We start from the raw sequence: 431 nt of genomic DNA on the forward strand, positions 1-431 counted from the left end.
GATTCATGAGTCTGTCTTTTGGCATTCTGGGTGAAAAGTTCTCCTGCGGATTTTGTTCTGTAACCTGCTTTTCTAGCTCTGTCATAACGAGCGTCTAAATCATATCTTGTACTTCCCATGACTATAATGTTTTTCCAAATAAATATTCAAATCTTTTCCGGGTTACTTCAAGCTGAATATTCAGATTTCTGATTGTTAATGATAATTCCATGTCTTTCTGAACAAATTCTTCGGGATTGAAATCCACAAAAGTCAGACTGTTCCTGTCCAAAGGACTGATATCAATAAGCCCTTCCTGTTCACGCTCAAGTCTTTTGATTTTTAATTCAATGTCTTCAACTCTGCGTCTATAGATCAATTCGGAATCTGCTCCGATGATCCTTGCCCGGTCTTCTCTGATCTGATCATTATTTCTCTGTAATGATTCAATA

The 431-nt window shown here is 37.1% G+C and carries 1 protein-coding gene; it reads right to left on the reverse strand.

The features are described from left to right. Positions 1-121 precede the first annotated feature (121 nt). Positions 122-430: a hypothetical protein gene (locus BBI00_RS18985; protein ID WP_228394798.1), complete on the reverse strand. Its 309-nt coding sequence runs from the start codon at positions 428-430 to the stop codon at positions 122-124. Between the last annotated feature and the right edge of the window lies 1 nt (position 431).

Origin of the sequence: Chryseobacterium arthrosphaerae, from assembly GCF_001684965.1 — a bacterium.
Classification (GTDB): domain Bacteria; phylum Bacteroidota; class Bacteroidia; order Flavobacteriales; family Weeksellaceae; genus Chryseobacterium; species Chryseobacterium arthrosphaerae.